16 protein-coding genes are annotated in these 17,859 nt (G+C 69.8%); 13 read left to right on the top strand and 3 right to left on the bottom strand.

Annotation, left to right across the window (positions count from 1 at the left end; genetic code table 11):
- Positions 1 to 118: 118 nt before the first annotated feature.
- The 4 genes from yajC to P1K89_RS07320 all read left to right on the top strand — a co-directional run bounded on the left by yajC (position 119) and on the right by P1K89_RS07320 (position 5,905).
- A complete protein-coding gene (gene yajC, locus P1K89_RS07305; protein ID WP_284615720.1) occupies positions 119 to 445 on the top strand; it encodes a preprotein translocase subunit YajC in 327 nt (108 codons plus the stop codon).
- Positions 446 to 508: 63 nt separating this feature from the next.
- On the top strand, positions 509 to 2,431 hold the full coding sequence (gene secD / locus P1K89_RS07310) for a protein translocase subunit SecD (RefSeq protein ID WP_284615721.1): 1,923 nt from the start codon (positions 509 to 511) through the stop codon (positions 2,429 to 2,431).
- Positions 2,432 to 2,460: 29 nt separating this feature from the next.
- The gene (secF, locus tag P1K89_RS07315; RefSeq protein WP_284615723.1) at positions 2,461 to 3,495 is read left to right on the top strand and encodes a protein translocase subunit SecF; all 1,035 of its coding nucleotides are present in this window, start codon (positions 2,461 to 2,463) and stop codon (positions 3,493 to 3,495) included.
- 43 nt (positions 3,496 to 3,538) lie between these two features.
- Complete coding sequence (locus P1K89_RS07320) at positions 3,539 to 5,905, top strand: DUF1631 family protein (protein ID WP_284615724.1); 2,367 nt, start codon at positions 3,539 to 3,541, stop codon at positions 5,903 to 5,905.
- A gap of 89 nt (positions 5,906 to 5,994) precedes the next feature.
- Here the strand turns inward: P1K89_RS07320 and P1K89_RS07325 are convergent, their stop codons facing one another.
- The 3 genes from P1K89_RS07325 to P1K89_RS07335 form a co-directional block, all read right to left on the bottom strand.
- The gene (locus tag P1K89_RS07325; RefSeq protein ID WP_284615725.1) at positions 5,995 to 6,447 is read right to left on the bottom strand and encodes a Smg family protein; all 453 of its coding nucleotides are present in this window, start codon (positions 6,445 to 6,447) and stop codon (positions 5,995 to 5,997) included.
- A 97-nt stretch (positions 6,448 to 6,544) separates the two neighbouring features.
- Entirely contained in the window at positions 6,545 to 7,663 is a 1,119-nt protein-coding gene (gene dprA, locus P1K89_RS07330; RefSeq protein ID WP_439897969.1) for a DNA-processing protein DprA, read from the bottom strand.
- Positions 7,664 to 7,682: 19 nt separating this feature from the next.
- On the bottom strand, positions 7,683 to 8,819 hold the full coding sequence (locus P1K89_RS07335; RefSeq protein WP_439897970.1) for a LysM peptidoglycan-binding domain-containing protein: 1,137 nt from the start codon (positions 8,817 to 8,819) through the stop codon (positions 7,683 to 7,685).
- Positions 8,820 to 9,162: 343 nt separating this feature from the next.
- Here P1K89_RS07335 and def point away from each other — a divergent pair, with 343 nt between their 5' ends.
- The 9 genes from def (at position 9,163) to P1K89_RS07380 (ending at position 17,847) form a co-directional block, all read left to right on the top strand.
- A complete protein-coding gene (gene def / locus P1K89_RS07340; protein ID WP_284615727.1) occupies positions 9,163 to 9,684 on the top strand; it encodes a peptide deformylase in 522 nt (173 codons plus the stop codon).
- 14 nt (positions 9,685 to 9,698) lie between these two features.
- Positions 9,699 to 10,652 carry a methionyl-tRNA formyltransferase gene (gene fmt / locus P1K89_RS07345; RefSeq protein ID WP_284616331.1) on the top strand — a complete coding sequence of 318 codons (954 nt, stop codon included), beginning with the start codon at positions 9,699 to 9,701 and terminating at the stop codon, positions 10,650 to 10,652.
- 64 nt (positions 10,653 to 10,716) lie between these two features.
- A complete protein-coding gene (gene htpX, locus P1K89_RS07350) occupies positions 10,717 to 11,568 on the top strand; it encodes a zinc metalloprotease HtpX (RefSeq protein ID WP_284615728.1) in 852 nt (283 codons plus the stop codon).
- A 49-nt stretch (positions 11,569 to 11,617) separates the two neighbouring features.
- A complete protein-coding gene (locus P1K89_RS07355) occupies positions 11,618 to 12,064 on the top strand; it encodes a hypothetical protein (protein ID WP_284615729.1) in 447 nt (148 codons plus the stop codon).
- 131 nt (positions 12,065 to 12,195) lie between these two features.
- Positions 12,196 to 12,960 (top strand): head GIN domain-containing protein, encoded by a 765-nt coding sequence (locus tag P1K89_RS07360; RefSeq protein ID WP_284615730.1) that lies wholly within the window; start codon positions 12,196 to 12,198, stop codon positions 12,958 to 12,960.
- A gap of 104 nt (positions 12,961 to 13,064) precedes the next feature.
- The gene (locus P1K89_RS07365; protein WP_284615731.1) at positions 13,065 to 13,787 is read left to right on the top strand and encodes an AzlC family ABC transporter permease; all 723 of its coding nucleotides are present in this window, start codon (positions 13,065 to 13,067) and stop codon (positions 13,785 to 13,787) included.
- A gap of 12 nt (positions 13,788 to 13,799) precedes the next feature.
- Positions 13,800 to 14,129 (top strand): branched-chain amino acid transport AzlD family protein, encoded by a 330-nt coding sequence (locus P1K89_RS07370; protein WP_284615732.1) that lies wholly within the window; start codon positions 13,800 to 13,802, stop codon positions 14,127 to 14,129.
- 49 nt (positions 14,130 to 14,178) lie between these two features.
- Positions 14,179 to 15,372, top strand: coding sequence for a phosphoglycerate kinase (locus tag P1K89_RS07375; protein ID WP_284615733.1), 1,194 nt, complete (start codon positions 14,179 to 14,181; stop codon positions 15,370 to 15,372).
- A 129-nt stretch (positions 15,373 to 15,501) separates the two neighbouring features.
- Entirely contained in the window at positions 15,502 to 17,847 is a 2,346-nt protein-coding gene (locus tag P1K89_RS07380; RefSeq protein ID WP_284615734.1) for an NADP-dependent malic enzyme, read from the top strand.
- Positions 17,848 to 17,859: the final 12 nt, after the last annotated feature.

A 17,859-nucleotide genomic window follows, 5' to 3' on the forward strand; every position in this document is an offset into this window, starting at 1 on the left:
GGTCCGGTTCGGCCCGCCCTCATCCGGCCGCGCGCGGCCGGCCCCCTAGAATCCGCTGTTTGCCCAGCGCGCGCCGCCTTCCGGCGCGCGGCACCCACGTCAACGAAGGAAGACGATCGTGTTCATTTCCGAAGCCTTTGCCCAGACCGCGCCGGCCGCCGGCGGCGACACCGGCGGCCTGATGAGCCTGCTGCCGCTGGTGCTGATGTTCGTGGTGCTCTACTTCATCATGATCCGTCCGCAGATGAAGCGGCAGAAGGAGCACAAGTCGATGATCGAGGCGCTGGCCAAGGGCGACGAAGTCGTCACCTCCGGCGGCCTGATCGGCCGCATCGCCAAGCTCGGCGACAGCTTCGTGCACGTCGAGGTGGCCAACGGCGTCGAGCTGCAGGTGCAGCGCAGCGCGGTGATCCAGGTGCTGCCCAAGGGCACGTACGGCAAGTAAGTCCTGAACCGGCGGCGCGGCCCCTCGCCGGCCGACGCGCCGCCCGCGGCCGAGGAAGCCTCCATGAACCGCTACCCCTGGTGGAAATACCTGATCCTCGGCATCGCGCTGCTGATCGGGCTGCTCTACACCCTGCCCAATTTCTACGGCGAAGCGCCTGCCGTCCAGGTGTCGAGCGCGAAGGCGACGATCAAGGTCGATCCGGCGCTCGTCGGCCGCATCGAAGCGGCCCTCGCGCAGGCCGGCATCAAGCCGGACTTCGTGCAGTTCGAGGGCAATACGATCAAGGCCCGCTTCGCCGACACCGACGTGCAGCTGAAGGCCAAGGAGGCCCTGAGCAAGGCGCTCAACCCGAACAACGACGACGCCAGCTACATCGTCGCGCTGAACCTGCTGAGCCGCTCGCCGACCTGGTTGACCAAGCTGCGCGCGCTGCCGATGTACCTCGGCCTCGACCTGCGCGGCGGCGTGCACTTCCTGATGCAAGTCGACATGAAGGGCGCGCTGACCAAGAAGGCCGAGTCCTTCGCCGGCGACGTGCGCACGCTGCTGCGCGACAAGAACGTGCGCCATGCCGGCATCAGCCGCGAGGGCAACGACATCGTCGTGCGCTTCCGTGAGCAGCCGCTGATGCTGCAGGCGAAGAACCTGCTCGCCGACCAGCTGTCGGACCTGAACTGGGTCGAGGCCGCCGAGGGCAGCGAGTTCAAGCTGACCGGCACGCTGAAGCCCGAAGCCGCGCGCAAGGTGCAGGACGCGGCGCTGAAGCAGAACATCACGACGCTGCACAACCGCGTCAACGAGCTCGGCACCAGCGAGCCGGTGATCCAGCAGCAGGGCGCCGACCGCGTCGTCGTGCAGCTGCCCGGCGTGCAGGACACCGCGCGCGCCAAGGACATCATCGGCCGCACCGCGACGCTCGAGGTGCGCATGGTCAACACCTCGACCGAGGCGCTCGAGGCGCTGCGCGGCGCCGCGCCGGTACCCTTCGGCAGCGAGCGCTACCTCGAGCGCGACGGCACGCCGATCATCGTCTTCCGCCAGGTCGTGCTGACCGGCGAGAACCTGACCGACGCGCAGGCCGGCTTCGACGGCCAGAACCAGAGCGAACCGGCGGTGCACCTGACGCTCGACGCCAAGGGCGCGCGCATCTTCCGCGACGTCACTCGCGAGAACGTCGGCAAGCGCATGGCGATCCTGCTGTTCGAGAAGGGCAAGGGCGAAGTCGTCACCGCCCCGGTGATCCGCGGCGAGATCGGCGGCGGCCGCGTGCAGATCTCCGGCCGCATGAGCACCACCGAGGCCACCGACACCGCGCTGCTGCTGCGCGCCGGTTCGCTGGCCGCGCCGATGGAGATCATCGAGGAGCGCACGATCGGCCCGACGCTCGGCGCCGACAACATCGCCAAGGGCTTCCGCAGCGTCGCATGGGGCTTCGCGGCGATCGCCGCGTTCATGTGCGCGTACTACCTGCTGTTCGGCGTCTTCTCGACGCTGGCGCTGGGCTTCAACCTGCTGCTGCTGGTGTCGCTGCTGTCGATGCTGCAGGCGACGCTCACCTTGCCCGGCATCGCGGCCATCGCGCTGACGCTGGGCATGGCGATCGACGCCAACGTGCTGATCAACGAACGCGTGCGCGAGGAACTGCGCGGCGGGGCGAGTCCGCAGGCGGCGATCTCCGCCGGCTACGAACGGGCGTTCGCCACCATCCTCGACTCGAACATCACGACGCTGATCGCCGGCATCGCGCTGCTGGCCTTCGGCTCCGGCTTCGTGCGCGGCTTCGCCGTGGTGCACTGCCTCGGCATCCTGACGTCGATGTTCTCGGCGGTGATGTTCTCGCGCGGCCTCGTGAACCTGTGGTACGGCCGCCAGAAGAAGCTCAAGTCGGTGTCGATCGGCCAGGTGTGGAAGCCGAAGGCTTCCGACGGCAGCGGCGGCACCAATGGCGGCACCGGCGGCGGCGAGCCGATGGCCAAGGCCTGAGCCCCGGGCGCCCCTGACAAGGATCCTCGATGGAATTCTTCCGCATCCAGCGCGACATCCCGTTCATGCGGCATGCGCTGATCTTCAACATCATTTCCTTCGTGACCTTCGCGGCGGCGGTCTTCTTCCTGGCCACGCGCGGGCTTCACCTGTCGATCGAGTTCACCGGCGGCACGGTGCTGGAGGTGCAGTACGCGCAGTCGGCTGACCTCGAAAAGACGCGGCATGCGATCGAGCAGCTGAACCTCGGCGAGGTGCAGGTGCAGACCTTCGGCACCTCGCGCGACGTGATGGTGCGTGTCCCGGTGCGTGCCGACGTCAAGCAGGCCGAGATCGCGTCGCGCGCCTTCACCGCGCTGTGCACCGCCGAGAAGGGCACCGTCGCCGACAAGACCTACACGACGCCGCAGGGCGAGCAGGTGACGCGGCCCTCGTGCACGACAGCCGACGGCAAGGAGCCGGTGAAGCTGTCGCGCACCGAATTCGTCGGTCCGGCGGTCGGCTCGGAGCTGGCCGCCGACGGCGCGAAGGCGCTGGCCTTCGTCGTCATCGGCATCATGGTCTATCTGGCGTTCCGGTTCGAGTGGAAGTTCGCCGTCGCGGCGATCGTCGCCAACCTGCACGACGTCATCATCATCCTGGGCTTCTTCGCCTTCTTCCAGTGGGAGTTCTCGCTGGCGGTGCTGGCCGCGGTGCTGGCCGTGCTGGGCTACTCGGTCAACGAATCGGTGGTCATCTTCGACCGGATCCGCGAGGCCTTCCGGCGCTGGCGCAAGCTCGATACGCCGGCGGTCATCGACCACGCGATCACCAGCACGATGAGCCGCACGATCATCACGCACGGCAGCACGCAGCTGATGGTGCTGTCGATGCTGCTGTTCGGCGGCCCGACGCTGCACTACTTCGCCGTCGCGCTGACCATCGGCATCCTGTTCGGCATCTATTCGTCGGTGTTCGTCGCGGCCGCCATCGCGATGTGGCTGGGGGTCAAGCGCGAGGACCTCGTCAAAATCACGACCAAGGACCACGATCCGAACGACCCCAACGCCGGGGCCGTGGTATAGAGTAGGCATTCGTTCACGCGATCGATTGCCGATTTCCCAGCCCATGGCGACCAGCGCCAACGCCAGCCAACTCGCCGCCCAGGCCCGTCGGCTGTACACCGAGGAGCTGGTCAAGGGCATGCCGGGGCTGGTCCAGCATCTGCTCGACAGCGCCCGCCACTCGCTCGACAAGCCCGCCGACTACCAGACCGCCCAGCGCCGGCGCGACCTGGTGCAGGGCCTGCAGAAGTCGGCGCGCGCCTGGCTCGGCGGCCTCAACGAAGGCTTGCGGCACGTGCTGCAGTACGGCGCATCGGCGTCGCAGCCGGCCGACCTGCCGCGGCCGGGCAGCGCGGCGACGACCAAGGGCCTGTCGCTGGTCGACGACGACACGATCGAGCGCGAGATCCTGACCTCCCGCCTGGCGCTGGCCATCATGGACAAGGCGTCGTGGGAGTTCACCGACCTGCGCTCGCGTGTCGCGATGCTGGAACAGCGCAACGAGCTCGACACGCACGACATGCTGCGTGCGCACGTGCTGGCGCGCGTCGCACTCGATTCCTGGCGCAGCGCCGGCCTGACCCCGGAAGACTGGCGCGAAGCGCAGCTGTGGCTGCACGATGAGTTCGCGCTGCTGACCGAAGAGGCCTACCACGAGACCAACCGCTGGCTCGTCGAGCAGCATGTGCTGCCCGACGTGGACCTGCGGCCCTTCATCCGCCGCACGCGGGACACCGGCATCGGCAGCAGCACCGCGCAGGGGCTCGGGGCGTCGCGTCCCGCTGTCGTGCCATCGACCGGCCGGCCGGCCGGCGTCGCGGCGCGGCTGTCCGATCCCGGGTCGGCGGTGGGCGGTCTCGCCGGGCGCACCGGGCCGGACTCACGCCGCGGCGGCGTCGGCGACGAAACCCGCATGATGACGCGCGCCGGTCCGCTGGCGCGCGGAAGCGACCATGCCGAAGCGGTGCTGGGCCGGCTCAACAAGCTGGTCGGGCGCCACCTGCCCGGCTTCGCCGACACCACGCGCGGCCCGGTCGCCGTGACGCCGCGGCTGTCGCGCGCGATCGAGTTGGCGCAGGACAGCCTGAAGCACCGCCTCGACAAGACGCCCGACCAGGCGGCCGCGCCGGTGATGACCACGCCGATGCTGCTGGACGACCTGCAGCAGCGCAAGCAGCTGCTCAAGCATGCCGCCAGCACGCCGGCCGAACGCGCGACGATCGAGATCGTCGCGATGATGTTCCAGAGCATCCTCACGGAAGACCGCATTCCGGCCAGCGTTCGCGTGTGGTTCGCGCGCCTGCAGATGCCGGTGCTGCGCGTGGCCGTCACCGAGCCCGACTTCTTCGCCACCATCGACCACCCGGCGCGCCGGCTGATCGACCGCATGGGCGCCTGCGTGATGGGCTTCGACAGCTCGGCGCAGGCGGTCGGCGACACGCTGGAGAAGGAGATCAAGCGTGTCGTGCAGGTCGTCGAGGCCTACCCGGACACCGGCCGCCGCGTCTTCCAGACCGTGCTGGTCGAGTTCGAGAAGTTCCTCGAGCACTACTTCCGCAACGAGAACGAGGCGACGCGCAAGGGCGTGTCGCTGGCGCAGCAGGTCGAACAGCGCGAGACGCTGGCGATCCAGTACACGATCGAGCTGCGGCGCATGCTCAACGAGATTCCGGTGCAGGAAGGCATCCGCCAGTTCCTGTTCCAGGTCTGGGCCGACGTGCTCGCCACGTCCGCGGTGCGCTACGGCGGCCAGGCCGAGGAAACCAAGGCGATGAAGCGCGCGGCCGCGGACCTGATCTGGTCGGCCAGCGCCAAGGTCACGCGCGAAGAGCGTGCCGAGGTCATCCGCCGTCTGCCGCTGCTGCTGAAGCGCCTGCGCGACGGCATGCAGGCCGCGAACATGAGCAGCGAGCGCCAGGACGAGCACATCCAGGCCTTGAACAACTCCCTGGCCGCAGCCTTCACCGCGAAGGCCGCGGTGATCCCGAGCGACCGCCTCGGCGAACTCATGGACCGCCTCGAGACGCTCGAGGAACTGCTGCCCGATGCCGCCGACGTCGAGATCGACGAGTCGATGGTGCTCGACTTGTCAGGCCACGAGACGGCGGACCTGGAAGTCGTCGCCGAAGGCGGCTCGATGCCGACGCCGGCGATGGTGTCGTGGGCGCGCGAGCTGCTGGTGGGCAGCTGGTACATGCTGGACTACCGGGGTCACAACGAGCCGGTGCAGTTGGTGTGGCACGGCATGCGGCGGCAGCTGTCGCTGTTCGTCGCGGCCAGCGGGCGTTGCGTGCTGTTCCAGCAGCAGCGCCTGGCCGCCTTCCTGCAGGCCGGGCTGCTGCTGCCGGCCCAGGACGAATCGCTGACGGTCAAGGCCACGCGCAGCGCGCTGGCCAAGATCGACGCGGATCCCGCCCGGCTGACGCACTAGAGCGCGCCGCTCGAGCGCCCGCGCGTCCCAGCGGACGGACGACCGCGCGACCGGCAGACCCGCCTCCGCGGTGTCCGCCTCGGAACCCCTCAGTGAATCAAGCGCTCTTCGGGGGCGACGAAGAGCTCGTCGAGGATCAGCGCATCGGGCTCTTCGCCCAGGCTCCAGAAGACCATCAGCACGATGACCTTCAGGTCCTCCAGCGCCAGCGGGCTCTGGCCCACCGCGCTCGCGCGATCGATCACCATCTCGCGCATCGTCGGCGGCAGCACGCCGGCCGATTCGAGGAAGCTGATGAAGCCGATCGATTCTTCGCCCAGGCGCTCGACCTCGGTCGGCGAATAGATGCGCAGGCTTTCCGGCTGTTGATCGGCCGCGTGGGTCTGGGCTGTCTCGGCCAGGCCGTCGAGCCAGCTCAGGGCTTCCTGGATCTCGTCGGTCTCGAAACCCACCGCCGAGAGCTTGCGCGTGAGCTGGTCATGGTCCGGGCAGGCGTCGGGCCGCCAGTAGTTCTCGTACAGATAGACCAGCACCTCAAACATGAAACCACTATACCCCACGGCCTCCGGGCACGGCGCCGAAAGCAGCACGGTCCGCAACCGGCTGTTTGATGTCTTGCTGGCAGGTGAAATGCCGTGTTCAGACCTTGCCGCAGCGCTGGAAAAGCCCACCCGGCAGGCGCGCCACGCGGCCGTCCAGCTCGAGCTCGAGCAGCCGCGCGCCCAGCTCGGGCGACGGCCAGCCGCAGCGGGCGATCAGGGCATCGAGCGTGGTCGGTTCGTGCCCGAGCGCGCGCAGCACCGGGTCCTCGAGCGCTTCGACGCAGTCAGCGTCGGCGTCCGGCCCTGCCGCTGCGGCGCGCGTGGTCGGCGAGGCGCCCGGACCGAATTCGTCGAGCACGTCGTCGACCGTCTCGACCAGCTTGGCGCCGTCGCGCAGCAGCGCATGACAGCCGCGCGCCTGGGGCGACTGGATCGAGCCCGGGACCGCGAACACCTCGCGGCCGGCCTCGGCCGCCAGCCTCGCGGTGATCAGCGACCCGGATTTCAGCGCGGCCTCGACCACCAGCGTGCCGCGCGCAAGCCCGGCGATGATGCGATTGCGCTGCGGAAAGTGCTCGCGCAGCGGCGGCGTGCCGACCGGGAATTCGCTGCACAGCAGCCCGCGTTCCGCGATGCGGCCGGCCAGCGCCCGGTGCGACGCCGGGTAGACCTGATCCAGGCCCGTGCCGACGACGGCGACGGTGCCGGCCTCGGCCAGCAGCGCGCCGGTATGCGCGGCGCCATCGATGCCGGCGGCCAGCCCCGACACCACCACCCAGCCACGCTCGCCGAGCTCGCGGGCCAGGCGCCGGGCGTTTTCCAGCCCCTGGGGCGTCGGCTTGCGGCTTCCGACGATGGCGACGCTCGCGGCGCCCAGCAGTTCGCGACGGCCGTCCAGGTACAGCAGCAGCGGCGGGTCGGCGGACTGCAGCAGCTGCGGCGGGTAGTCGGCATCGGCCAAGGTCATCACGCCGCGCCGGCCGGGCGCTTCGGCCAGCCACGCCCGGGTGGCGGCAAGGCGTTCCACATGCCGGTCCGGCGCCTGCGCGAGCGACTCGGCGCGGGCCGGGCCGATCACCTCGGCCAGCGCGTCCGTCGAGGCCACGGTAATGGCCTGTGGCGAGCCGAACGATGTCAGCAGGCGACGCATCGCCGACCGGCCGAAGCCGGTGCGGTGCACCAGCCACAGCCAGGCGTCGAGCTCGTCGTCCGCCAGCCGGCTCAAGCCGAAGGGATCAGGGCTGCGTGAAGCGGTCGCCGCGACCGACCGGATCGATCGACGAGACGATCAGCGCGTAGGACACCCGGTTGAAGACGCGGAACACGAACAGCAGGCCGATGCGTTCGTCCGGCAGCTTGATCGCGGTCTTGCCGCCGTCGGTGCGATCGGCCGTCAGCGGGCCGTTGCGCCACAGCGCCAGCACGTGGCCGCGCTCGACGCCGTCGCGCGCGCCGCGGTTGAGCGCGACGATCTGGTTCTGCCCGGCCGTCAGCGCGTCGCCGTAGAGCGACACGATCTGGCCGCTGATGGGCGACGCCGGCGCGTGCGGCGCGTAGGCGCTGAAGTCGCGCTGCGGCACCGGCGACAGCCGGTCGCCGATGCCGGCTTCCTGGCGCACGCTGGTGATGCGGAAGCTCGCCGGCACCTCGACGGCCGCCTTGCCGCCCTCGACCGCCCGCAGCTCGGCGGCGCGCGTGAACTCGGCCGTGCCGACGAAGGGGGCTTCGAAGCCGAGCAGCTCGTCGGTGGCCGGATCCTTCAGCGGCCGGCTCTCGCGGAACAGGCGGAAGTCGCGCGCGCCTTTCAGGTCGCCGCGCACATAGGCCGTCTCGCCGCGCGACAACATCACGCGCCCTTCCTGCGCCGCGACGATGCGCGGCGCGCCGCCGAGCTCGTCGCTGTCCATCACGATCGCCTCGTTCAGGAACGGCACGATCAGGTGCAGCGGAATCGATGCGATCGCGCCGTTGTCGAGCAGCTCGCTGCGCACCCGGGGCGAGAGCTTGACGGTGTTCGTCGGCGCGCTGCCACCGTCCACCGGCTGGGCGACGCGCAAGGTGGCGCGCCCGTCGATCTTCACCAGCACCAGCACCTGACCCGGATAGATCAGGTGCGGGTTGCGGATCTGCTCGAGGTTCATGCCCCAGAGCTCGGGCCAGCGCCACGGGCTCTTCAGGAACAGCTTCGAGATGTCCCAGAGCGTGTCGCCACGCTGCACGGTGTGCGAGTCGGGCGCGGTGGGCGACAGCTCCGACAGCGGCACGCCGGCCTGCGCGACCTGCTGCGCCGTGGCGCGCTGGCCTGGCGTGACCGTCAGGTCGACGGCCTGGGCGGCCTGGGCCCCACCGAGCAGCACCGCGGCTGCGAGCATCGGCCGGCACACGGCGGCCAGGCGGAAGCGCCGAGAACCCATCTGATCAGTCTCCAGCCTGCGTGATGCCACAATCATGCCCCTCGAGCCACCGACGGGCCCCCGGCCGCGTCGCCGGCATGACGCTCAGCCAAGGCCCCTGACCGATTACAGCAGGTGGCCATTCGGAACGGCTGGCAAATGTTCATGCTTCGTCGCAGATTTTGCCGATAAACCCTTGATGCCGCAACGAATTACGGATGCCGCCACAAGCCCCTAACACGCCGGCGAACCTGCATTTGTTGTAATCGATCCACACCTGTTGCCGCATGTGACCAACGAGTTATCGGCAACCCTGATGCCCATGGCCCTGCTACCCATTCTTCGCTTTCCCGACCCGCGCCTGCACACCGTCGCCACGCCGGTCGCGGTGGTCGACGAACGCATCCGGCGGCTGGCCGACGACATGCTCGAGACCATGTACGAGGCCGACGGCGTGGGCCTGGCAGCGACGCAGGTCGACGTGCATGAACGCCTGATCGTGATGGACACCTCCGAAGGCCGCGACCAGCCGCGCGTGCTGATCAACCCCGAGATCATTGCCCGCTCGGCCGAGATGCACGTGGCCGAAGAAGGCTGCCTGTCGGTGCCGACGATCTACGACCGCGTCGAGCGGCATGCCCGCGTCACGGTGCGCGCGCTGGGCCGCGATGGCCAGCCCTACGAGTTCGAGGCCGAGGGCCTCACCGCCGTCTGCGTGCAGCACGAGATGGATCACCTGCTGGGCAAGGTCTTCGTCGAGTACCTGAGCCCGCTCAAGCGCGAGCGCATCAAGACCAAGATGCTGAAGAAGACGCGCGAGGAGCAGGGACGGGTCCGCGCTTGAGCGCGTCCGGCCCGATGCGCATCGGTTTCGCCGGCACGCCGGTCTTCGCGTCGACGGCGCTGCAGGCGCTGATCGACGCCGGCCATGACATCGCCGTCGTGCTGACGCAGCCGGACCGCCCGGCCGGCCGCGGCATGAAGCTGCAGGCCTCGCCGGTGAAGATGCTGGCGCTGGACCATGCCCTGCCAGTGCTGCAGCCGCGCAGCCTGCGGCTCGACGGCAAGTACCCGGACGACGCCGGCGCCGCCCGGCAGGCGCTGCAGCAGGCGGCGCCGGAACTGCTGGTGGTCGCGGCCTACGGCCTGATCCTGCCGCAGTGGGTGCTGGACCTGCCGCCCCGCGGCTGCCTGAACATCCACGGCTCGCTGCTGCCGCGCTGGCGCGGCGCGGCGCCGATCCAGCGCGCGATCGAGGCCGGCGACCGCGAGACCGGCATCACGATCATGCAGATGGACGCCGGCCTCGACACCGGCGACATGCTGCTCGAAGCCGCCCTCCCGATCGCACCGGATGCCACCAGCGCCAGCCTGCACGACGAGCTGGCCGCGCTGGGCGCGCGGCTGATCGTCGATGCGCTGGCCGCAGCCGCGCTCGTGCGCCGGCCGCAGCCCGCCGACGGCGTGACCTATGCACACAAGATCGAGAAGGCCGAAGCGGCGATCGACTGGCGCCGGCCCGCGGCGGAGCTCGAGCGGCGCGTGCGCGCCTTCGACCCGTTCCCCGGCTGCAGCTTCGAGCTCGACGGCGTGACGCACAAGGTGTGGCGGGCCGAGGTCGACTCGTCTGCCAGCGGCCAGCCGGGCGAGGTGCTGCAGGCCGCCGACGGCCGCCTCGTGATCGCCTGCGGCGCGGGCGCACTGTCGCTGCGGCAACTGCAGCAGCCCGGCGGCCGCCGCGTCGATGTAGCGGCCTGGCTGCAGTCGAACCCCGGACTCGCCGGACGCCGGCTGGCCACGCCGGCGGCTTGAACTTCCGCGGCACCGGCCCGATCTACCGGGCAGGCCACAGTGGCCTCGAATGAGGACCTCCACGATGTTCAACATGATGAAGACGGCCATCCTGATGGCTGCCATCACCGCGCTGTTCATGCTGATGGGGCAGTGGATGGGCGGGCGGGCCGGCATGATGCTGGCGCTCGTGGTCGCGCTGGGCATGAACTTCTTCAGCTACTGGTTCAGCGACAAGATCGTGCTGCGCATGTACAACGCGCGCGAAGTCGACGACCAGACGGCGCCGCAGTTCGTCGGCATGGTGCGTGAGCTTGCCCAGAGAGCGAACCTGCCGATGCCGCGCGTCTACATCATCGACGAGGAGGCGCCGAACGCCTTCGCCACCGGCCGCAACCCGTCGAATGCCGCGGTCGCCGCGACCACCGGCATCCTGCGCGCGCTGAGCCCGCGCGAGCTGCGCGGCGTGATGGCCCACGAGCTGGCGCACGTGAAGCACCGCGACATCCTGATCTCGACCATCAGCGCGACGATGGCCGGTGCGATCGGCATGCTGGCCAACTTCGCGATGGTCTTTGGCGGCCGCGACGGCGAAGGCCGCCCGGCCAACCCGCTGGTCGGCCTGCTGGTCGCCATCCTGGCGCCGATCGCCGCCGGCCTGATCCAGATGGCGATCAGCCGCGCGCGCGAGTTCGAAGCCGACCGCGAAGGCGCGGAGATCGCCGGCGACCCGCAGTCGCTGGCCTCGGCCCTGCAGAAGATCCAGCGCTACGCGCAGGGCATCCCGCTGGAAACCGCCGAGCGCCACCCCGAGACGGCGCAGATGATGATCATGAACCCGCTGTCCGCCGGCGGCCTGCGCGGGCTGTTCTCCACCCATCCGTCGACCGAAGAGCGTGTAGAACGTCTCCTGCAGATGGCCGTCGCGCGCAGCTGACCGGCCGGACAGGCTCAAGCCGGCGGGGTGCCCGGCCGATAAGTCCGCCATGCGCCCCGCCTTGTTCACGCCCGTCCTGTTGCTCGCCAGCCTGCTCGCCGCCGGCTGCGACCAGCTGGGCATCGAGTCGGCGAGCGCCGTCGCCGCCCGGCGGGAAGCCGACGGCAAGGCCATCGGCGGTGCCTGCCGCCATGCCGGCAGGGCGATCGAGGATTGTTACGTGCTCAACCGCCGCGCCGACCGCGCGGCCATCTACGCCGGCTGGCGCGAGATGAACGAGTACATGGTCGAGAACAAGCTGCAGGCGGTGCCACCGCAGATCCAGCCGGAGACGCAGGTCGCCGGCGCGGAAAAGGCCGACCCCGACGAAGAGAAGCCGGCTGCCAAGGCCGGCGCCGAGAAGGCGGACGACAAGTCCACCGCCGAGAAGGCGTCCGACAAGGCTGGCGAGAAGGGCGACGCGCAGCAGCGCCGTCGCCGCGCACCGCCGGGCTGACGCCACGCCCCGTCCGGCCCGTCGCCGGTACCTGCAGTTCAGTCCCTCCCCGCGACACCTCGTCGCCCGTGCATTGCCCGGTTTCCGCGGCGCGGCATCATCGCGTCCAGACACGAACACCGGAGAACCCCATGGACCGCGCTGACCGACTTTTCCACTGGCTCGACCGCGGCTTCGCCCTGGCGCTGGCCACCGCGCTGACCGGCGTGGTCGTGACCGCGGTGCCGACGCTCGCCCACGCCGAGACGATCAGCGCCAGCGGCTCGGTGGTCTCGGAACAGCGCGCGATCAGCGCCGAATTCGACGGCATCGCCGTCTCCGGCGGCATCGACCTGCGCGTGCGCCAGGGCGCGCAGCAGTCGGCCGAAGTCAAGGCGCACGCGAACCTGCTGCCGTACCTGGAGACGGTCGTCGAAGGCAGGACGCTGATGGTGCGCTGGAAGCGCGGCAGCCATCTGCGCCTGCACCAGTCGCCGAGCGTCGAAGTCAGCGCGGTGAAGCTGCAATCGGTGTCGAGCGCCGGCTCCAGCGACGTCGCGATCGGCGCGGTGAAGACGCCCCAGCTCACGCTGTCCATTTCCGGCTCGGGCGACGTGGCGCTGGAGTCGCTGGCCGCGGACGAGCTCACCGTCAAGATCGCCGGCTCCGGCGACTTCAAGGTCGGCGGCGGCCAGGTGGGCAAGCTGCAGGTCAAGGTCTCCGGCAGCGGCGACGTGCAGACCGAGTCAATGAAGGCCGACGACGTGTCGATCAGCATCGCCGGCTCGGGCGACGCGAAGGTCCATGCCGACAAGTCGCTGGTCGTCTCGATCGCCGGCTCGGGCGACGTGCTGTACCGCGGCGATGCGCAGGTCAAGAGCACCGTCGCCGGCAACGGCAGCGTGCGCAAGCGCTGACGAAGCGGGCGGCGTCCAGGCGCCGCCCTGAACTTGCGCCGCCGCAAGCGCCGCGGGCATCCCTGCACGAGCGAGGTGCATCGGTGCCATAGGACAATCCCTGAATGTCAGAACTGTCCGCGTTGTGGCGGCATCCCGAATACCGCCGCGGCGCCCGAGAGATGGTGGGCATCGCGCTGGGCATCGCCGCCTGGGGCCTGGTGACCGGGGTGGCGATGGTCAAGAGCGGCATGGGCCTGTGGCTCGCGCTGATGATGTCGCTGACCGTCTTCGCCGGCACCGCGCAGCTGGCCTCGGTGCCGCTGATCGCCGCCGGCGCGCCGATCTGGGTCGTGTGGGCCACCGCCCTTTGCCTGAACCTGCGCTTCGTCGTCTTCAGCGCGCAGTGGCGCCCGTACTTCGCGCATCTGCCACTCGCGCAGCGCGCCCGGCTGTCGTACTTCACCGCCGACCTCAACTACGTGCTGTTCATGCGCCGCTTCCCCGAGGGCAAGCCGGCGCCGGAACAGCTGCCGTATTTCTGGGGTGGCGTGACGGTCAACGCCGGTGCGTGGCATGTCGCGTCGATCACCGGCATCCTGCTCGGCAACCACGTCCCGACCGAGTGGGGCCTGGGCTTCGCCGGCACGATGGCGCTGCTGGGCATGACCTACTCGCTGCTGGCCGACCGCGCCACCTGGCTGCCCGCCGTGCTGGCCGGCAGCGCCGCGGTGGCGACCTACGCGCTGCCGCTGAAGCTGAACATGCTGGTGGCCATCGCCGCCGCGGTGGCGATGGGCATGGTGATCGACCACAGCCGGCCGCTGCGGCAGCGGTTGATGGCCTGACGAGGGGTCCGCATGCAGACCTGGGAAGCCATCGTCACGATCATCGGCCTCGCCGGCATCACGCTGCTCACGCGCGGCTTCTTCGTGCTGCCCAGCCGCGAGCTGCCGATGCCCGACTGGCTGCGCGAAGGCCTGCGCTATGCGCCGATCGGCGCGCTGGTGGCCATCGTCACGCCCGAGCTGGTGATGAGCCAGGGCGCGCTGATCACCACCTGGAAGGATCCGCGCCTGTTCGGCGCGGCGGCGGCCACCGCGTGGTTCGCCTGGCGCCGCGACATGCTGGGCACCATCCTGTCGGGCACGGCGGTGATGCTGGCACTCAAGCTCGGCCTGGGCTGGTGATCTGCGAAACTTCGGCCTCCTTGCGGCCGTCGTTTTCCAGCTCACCACCATGAAGATCCTTCGCCTCGACGAACTCATTGCCCGCGGCCAGGTGGCCGGCAAGCGCGTATTCATCCGCGCCGACCTCAACGTGCCGCAGGACGACGCCGGCCACATCACCGAGGACACGCGCATCCGCGCCTCGGTGCCGTGCATCCGGATGGCGCTGGACGCCGGCGCGGCGGTGATGGTCACCTCGCACCTCGGCCGCCCGACCGAGGGCGAGTTCAAGCCCGAGGACTCGCTGGCTCCCGTCGCGAAACGCCTGGGCGAGCTGCTCGGCCGCGACGTGCCGCTGCGCGCCGACTGGGTCGACGGCGTCGACGTCCAGCCCGGTGAGGTGGTGCTGCTCGAGAACTGCCGCCTCAACAAGGGCGAGAAGAAGAACAACGAGGCGCTGGCGAAGAAGATGGCGGCGCTGTGCGACATCTTCGTGCACGACGCCTTCGGCACCGCGCACCGCGCCGAGGCCAGCACCTACGGCATCGCGCAGTTCGCACCGGTGGCCTGCGCCGGCCCGCTGCTGGCCGCCGAGATCGATGCGATCACCAAGGCGCTGGCCAATCCGAAGCGGCCGCTGGTGGCCATCGTCGCCGGGTCGAAGGTCAGCACCAAGCTGACGATCCTGCAGAGCCTGGCGTCCAAGGTCGATGGCCTGATCGTCGGCGGCGGCATCGCCAACACCTTCCTGCTCGCCGAAGGGCGGCCGATCGGCAAGAGCCTGGCCGAAGCCGACCTGGTGAACGACGCGAAGACGGTCATCGCGACGATGAAGGCGCGTGGCGCCGAGGTGCCGATCCCGGTCGACGTCGTCACCGCGAAGACTTTCGCCGCCGACGCGCCGGCGACGATCAAGGCCGCGGCGGACGTCGCCGACGACGACCTGATCCTCGACATCGGTCCGAAGACCGCGGCCCTGCTGGCCGACAAGCTCAAGGCCGCCGGCACCATCGTGTGGAACGGCCCGGTCGGCGTCTTCGAGTTCGATGCCTTCGCGCAGGGCACCGAGACCATCGCGCGCGCGATCGCGGCGAGCGACGCCTTCAGCATTGCCGGCGGCGGCGATACGCTGGCCGCAATCGCCAAGTACGGCATCGACAAGGACGTCGGCTACATCTCGACCGGCGGCGGGGCGTTCCTCGAAGTGCTCGAGGGCAAGACGCTGCCGGCGTTCGAGATCCTCGCGAAGCGCGCGCAGGGCTGAAGCGATCGCGCTGGCACGCGCGGGCGATTGCATCGCCCGCGGGTGGATCTGATTTCGGTTCGCCACATGGCCGGCGCTGTTCTTCGGGCGTAACCTCGGGACCCCGATGAACGCGATGGAGACCGCGCCATGAACAAGCCCCCCCTTTCCGACGCCGAACTGGCCCTGCGCGAAGCCGCATTGGAGTACCACCGGGCGCCGACGCGGGGCAAGATCGCGGTGACGCCGACCAAGCCGCTGTCGAACCAGCGTGACCTGTCGCTCGCGTATTCCCCCGGCGTCGCCTATGCCTGCCTGGCGATCGAGGAAGACCCGTCGCTGGCGGCGGACTTCACGTCGCGCGCAAACCTCGTCGGGGTGGTCACCAACGGCACCGCGGTGCTCGGCCTGGGCGACATCGGTCCGCTCGCCGGCAAGCCGGTGATGGAAGGCAAGGGCTGCCTGTTCAAGAAGTTCGCCGGCATCGACGTCTTCGACATCGAGCTCGCCGAGAAGGACCCGGACAAGCTGGTGGAGATCGTCGCCGCGCTGGAGCCGACGCTCGGCGGCATCAACCTCGAGGACATCAAGGCGCCCGAGTGTTTCCTCGTCGAGCGCAAGCTGCGCGAGCGGCTGAACATCCCCGTCTTCCATGACGATCAGCACGGCACCGCGATCATCTCGGCCGCGGCGCTGATCAACGGGCTGGAGCTCGTCGGCAAGCAGATCGGCGAGGTCAAGGTCGTCGCCTCCGGCGCGGGCGCCGCGGCGATCGCCTGCCTGGACCTGATGGTGGGCCTCGGCGTCAAGCGCGAGAACGTCTGGGCGGTCGACTCGAAGGGCGTGATCCGCGAAGGCCGCGCCGACTTCGTCGACGGCAAGCTCGACGAATCGAAGCTGCGCTATTGCCAGAAGACCGACGACCGCACGCTGGCCGATGCCGTCAAGGGCGCCGACGTCTTCCTCGGCTGCTCTACCGCGGGCGTGCTCAGCGGCGAGATGGTCAAGACCATGGCCCGGCAGCCGATCATCCTGGCGCTGGCCAACCCCGAACCCGAGATCCGGCCCGAGCTCGCCAAGGAAGCGCGGCCCGACTGCATCATCGCCACCGGCCGCTCGGACTACGCGAACCAGGTCAACAACGTCCTGTGCTTCCCGTACATCTTCCGCGGCGCGCTGGACTGCGGCGCGACGCGCATCAACGAGGCGATGAAGCTCGCCTGCGTGCGCGAGATCGCCGCGCTGGCCAAGGCCGAGACCAGCGATGAGGTGGCCGCGGCCTATGCGGGCCAGGAGCTGAAGTTCGGCCCCGACTACATCATCCCGAAGCCCTTCGATGCCCGCCTGATCCTGCGCATCGCGCCGGCGGTGGCGAAGGCTGCCGAGGAGAGCGGTGTCGCGACGCGCCCGATTGCCGACCTCGACGCCTACCGGCAGCAGCTGACCCGCTTCGTCTACCAGACCGGCATGGTGATGCGGCCGGTGTTCGCCGCGGCGCGCGCGGCCAGCGAGAAGCAGCCGATGCGCGTGGTCTATGCCGAAGGCGAAGACGAACGCGTGCTGCGCGCGGTGCAGGTGGTGCGCGACGAAGGCCTGGCCTTCCCGATCCTCGTCGGCCGGCCGGCGGTGATCGCGATGCGCATCGAACGCGCGGGGCTGCGGCTGAAGCCCGGCGTCGACTTCGAGCTCTGCGACCCCGAGGACGATCCGCGTTATCGCAGCTACTGGGAGCTGTACCACAAGCTGATGGGCCGCGAGGGCATCTCGATCGACGCTGCGAAAGCGACCGTGCGGCGCTCGAACACGCTGATCTCGTCGCTGATGCTCAAGCGCGGCGAAGCCGACGCGATGTTGTGCGGCCTGGTCGGCCGCTACGACGCGCACCTGGAGCATGTGCGCGCGGTGATCGGCAACAGCCCCGGCCAGCGCACGCTGGCAGCGATGAACGCGCTGCTGATGGACCAGCACACGCTGTTCATCACCGACACCTTCGTCAACGAGGAGCCGTCGGCCGAGGAACTCGCCCAGATCGCCCTGATGGCCGCCGCCGAGGTGCAGCGCTTCGGCATGCCGGCCAAGGTGGCCTTCCTGTCGCACTCGGTGTTCGGCTCGTCCAAGCGCGCGTCGGCCTTGCGCATGCGCGCGGCACGCGACCTCTTCGTGCAGAAGGCGCCGCACATCGAATGCGATGGCGAGCTGCAGGGCGACGCCGCGCTGTCGGAGGCGATCCGCGGCAAGTTCCTCGCCGACAGCACGCTGACCGGCGCGGCCAACCTGCTGGTGCTGCCGAACCTCGACGCCGCGAACATCCTGTTCAACGTGCTGAAGGTGGTCGGCGGCCACGGCGTGACGATCGGCCCGATCCTGCTCGGCGCGGCGGCGCCGGCGCACATCCTGACACCGTCGGCCACGATGCGCCGCGTGGTCAACATGACCGCGCTGGCGGTGGCCGACGCCGCGGAGTTGCGCGCCGTGCACGCCGAAACCGCGCGGTAACTCCACGCACGA

The sequence above is a fragment of the Aquabacterium humicola genome (assembly GCF_030167915.1).
Lineage (GTDB): Bacteria > Pseudomonadota > Gammaproteobacteria > Burkholderiales > Burkholderiaceae_C > Pseudaquabacterium > Pseudaquabacterium humicola.

Coding starts and splice junctions, on each gene's coding strand:
- secD (WP_284615721.1), top strand. CDS start 509: ATGAACCGCTACCCCTGGTGGAAATACCTGATCCTCGGCATCGCGCTG.
- P1K89_RS07355 (WP_284615729.1), top strand. CDS start 11,618: ATGCGCCCCGCCTTGTTCACGCCCGTCCTGTTGCTCGCCAGCCTGCTC.
- P1K89_RS07320 (WP_284615724.1), top strand. CDS start 3,539: ATGGCGACCAGCGCCAACGCCAGCCAACTCGCCGCCCAGGCCCGTCGG.
- htpX (WP_284615728.1), top strand. CDS start 10,717: ATGTTCAACATGATGAAGACGGCCATCCTGATGGCTGCCATCACCGCG.
- secF (WP_284615723.1), top strand. CDS start 2,461: ATGGAATTCTTCCGCATCCAGCGCGACATCCCGTTCATGCGGCATGCG.
- P1K89_RS07325 (WP_284615725.1), bottom strand. CDS start 6,447: ATGTTTGAGGTGCTGGTCTATCTGTACGAGAACTACTGGCGGCCCGAC.
- P1K89_RS07360 (WP_284615730.1), top strand. CDS start 12,196: ATGGACCGCGCTGACCGACTTTTCCACTGGCTCGACCGCGGCTTCGCC.
- P1K89_RS07365 (WP_284615731.1), top strand. CDS start 13,065: ATGTCAGAACTGTCCGCGTTGTGGCGGCATCCCGAATACCGCCGCGGC.
- P1K89_RS07375 (WP_284615733.1), top strand. CDS start 14,179: ATGAAGATCCTTCGCCTCGACGAACTCATTGCCCGCGGCCAGGTGGCC.
- P1K89_RS07370 (WP_284615732.1), top strand. CDS start 13,800: ATGCAGACCTGGGAAGCCATCGTCACGATCATCGGCCTCGCCGGCATC.
- P1K89_RS07380 (WP_284615734.1), top strand. CDS start 15,502: ATGAACAAGCCCCCCCTTTCCGACGCCGAACTGGCCCTGCGCGAAGCC.
- P1K89_RS07335 (WP_439897970.1), bottom strand. CDS start 8,819: ATGCTCGCAGCCGCGGTGCTGCTCGGTGGGGCCCAGGCCGCCCAGGCC.
- def (WP_284615727.1), top strand. CDS start 9,163: ATGGCCCTGCTACCCATTCTTCGCTTTCCCGACCCGCGCCTGCACACC.
- fmt (WP_284616331.1), top strand. CDS start 9,699: ATGCGCATCGGTTTCGCCGGCACGCCGGTCTTCGCGTCGACGGCGCTG.